Source organism: Mesorhizobium sp. M7A.F.Ca.US.007.01.2.1, from assembly GCF_003998165.1.
Taxonomy (GTDB): domain Bacteria; phylum Pseudomonadota; class Alphaproteobacteria; order Rhizobiales; family Rhizobiaceae; genus Mesorhizobium; species Mesorhizobium ciceri.
In genome coordinates this window covers 1-2,227 of sequence record NZ_RZQP01000427.1, presented here as the reverse complement: position 1 = coordinate 2,227, position 2,227 = coordinate 1, and the positions used below count along the sequence as shown (strand labels likewise).

2 protein-coding genes are annotated in these 2,227 nt (G+C 59.4%); one reads left to right on the top strand and one right to left on the bottom strand.

Annotated features, from left to right (window positions below):
- The first annotated feature begins 270 nt into the window (after positions 1 to 270).
- Positions 271 to 972, top strand: coding sequence for a Crp/Fnr family transcriptional regulator (locus tag EN949_RS34680; RefSeq protein WP_024505426.1), 702 nt, complete (start codon positions 271 to 273; stop codon positions 970 to 972).
- A 368-nt stretch (positions 973 to 1,340) separates the two neighbouring features.
- On the opposite strand, the gene EN949_RS34675 is transcribed toward EN949_RS34680, so the two are convergent.
- The coding region (locus EN949_RS34675) for a tetratricopeptide repeat protein (protein ID WP_164782658.1) at positions 1,341 to 2,227 on the bottom strand (887 nt) is incomplete at its 5' end.

Here is a 2,227-nt window from a genome sequence, read left to right as displayed (position 1 = left end):
TCGATGACGTTACGAAATGCCGCCGAGCAAGCGGACAATCGCAGCTGCCTCGTCGCCAGCGAAATAGTCGATTCCATGCGGGAAAATTTCAAGAGAAATAAGACTTAACCTGTCGCCATCGGCCGACCGGGAAAAACTTGTTATCTTCAACCAAAACTGCCGTTGCCACGTCATCGATAGTGCATTGGAGCATATTCTTCACATCAATTTTAATGTACGGTGTATGCGAGGGAGGTAGTTCGGGCAGTAGTTGGGCGGGGTTGCTTCTGAATGACGCCACATCCATTTTTGCGCGGGAATGAAAAACGCCTGTCGTATGAGGACGATACGGCGCTGATCAAAAGGCTGGGATTCACGCCGAAGCGCTATCTGGCGGAGACGGTCATCGTCAATCAGGGCGAGGATTGCGATCGCATGTTCATTGTCGAGTCGGGCTGGGGGTGCATTTCTCATGAACTTGCCGGCGGGCAGCGACAGATTCTAGATTTTGCACTGAAAGGCGACATCGTCCTACCTCAGTCCTACTCGGGCAGGGCTCTTGAAACGTTTGTGGCTCAAACCGAAATTTCAGTTCTGGTGGCTTCGACCAAGACATTTGCCGTTGCGGCCATGCAGTCGCCCCATCTGTTCTCCCTTGTTCTCGAAACCCTCGTGCACAATGCAGCGGTTGTCGCTCAACATCTCACCAATGTGGGACGACGCAGCGCCTTGGCGCGGACGGCGCATCTCTTCCTCGAACTGATGACGCGTCTGGAACGAATCGGCTCTGTCACGCGCAACAGCTATGAATGCCCTCTCACCCAGTACGATCTGGCGGACGCACTGGGACTCACTCCCATTCATGTCAACCGGATGCTGCGGGAACTGCGCGAGCGCAAGTTTCTCGAATTTCGGCAGGGCCACGTTCGTGTGCTCGATCAGCAGGGCCTGACTAAGTTTGCTGGATTCGAGCAGGAATATGTCGACGGTTGAGACGTCCCGGCATGCGATGGCAAGCAATCTTGCTCCCCGGTAGCGGCCATCGGGCAAGATCGAGGACGGGCTTTTCCGGGCAGCATCCACTTTCCGGCGGCGGATCTGTTCCGTGTGGCCCGCTCCCTATCCCGACTGGCGTCCGCCGGCCAGGCGCCGGCCAATTCAATCTCGGTTTCTTGGCGCGATCTCTTCGCGGTTGCATAAACGACACCGTCCTTGGCGTCCCGCTGCAGCGGCGAGTCCGCTCGGCCCAATTTAAGGACCACAATCAGGAGCGATAATTGGCGCTCGGTGCTCGGATCCTAAACAGAGCGTAGCTCTTCCACCAGACCTATGGCCCCCGCAGAGCCAGCCTTCGAGGCAAACTATGAGAGTTCATTCGCCGCTTCCTGAACACCCTGCGCAAATGCTCGCTCGAGCCAAAGGCGGCCTGCTACCGGGTTGTGTTCCCCGGCACGACCATTGCAGAGATAGCCCCCGAGCATGAGTTGGGCATAGCCATGTCCCCGCTCGGCGGCGGCCGCGAACCATTTCTGCGCTGCGACCGGGTCGAAGGACAGACCTTGGCCATTCGCGTACTGGGCACCGATCGCAAACATAGCCCCGGCGTGCCCGGCTGCGGCTGCCCGCTTGAACCACTGCGCGGCAGCCTGAGGCAAACAGGCGCCGCCACGTCCGTTGAGAAGCATTTCGGCAAACGCCACCTGCGCGTCGACCATGCCAGCATTGGCCGCCCGCTCAAACCAGCAACGGGCTTGTTTCAGATCGGCAGCCACGCCGCGCCCATCCTGAAGCATTCGCGCGTAGGCATATTGCGCATCGGCCACGCCTTCGGCTGCCCGCCTCACCCATCGGGCAGCTTGCTCCTCGTCCTTTCGCACGCCGACGCCCTCGGCAAAGCAGAGGCCGAGGTTGAACGCTGCAATCAGATCGCCCGATGAGGCGGTCGCCTCGAACCATCCAGCGATGCTGGCGCGGTCGCCAGGCTCGCCTGCTCCTTCGATAACCAGATTGGCAAAGTCGACCTGCGCTTGCTGATTTCCCGCATTTGCGGACGTACGCAGCCAGCGCGCTCCCTCTTCGACGTCCCGTGCGACTCCGTTTCCGGAAAGATAAAGCGATGCCAACGCACGGGCAGCAGCCTGATGGCCGGCATTTGCCGCCCGTCGGTACCATGTTGCGGCGTCCGCATAGTCTGGCGGCGAACTCTTCACATGCCGATCGCCCAGACGATAGGCTGCCTCAATATTTC

Bases quoted from the DNA above. Each gene is read 5' to 3' on its own strand.
- EN949_RS34680 (WP_024505426.1), top strand. From the start codon at position 271: ATGACGCCACATCCATTTTTGCGCGGGAATGAAAAACGCCTGTCGTAT.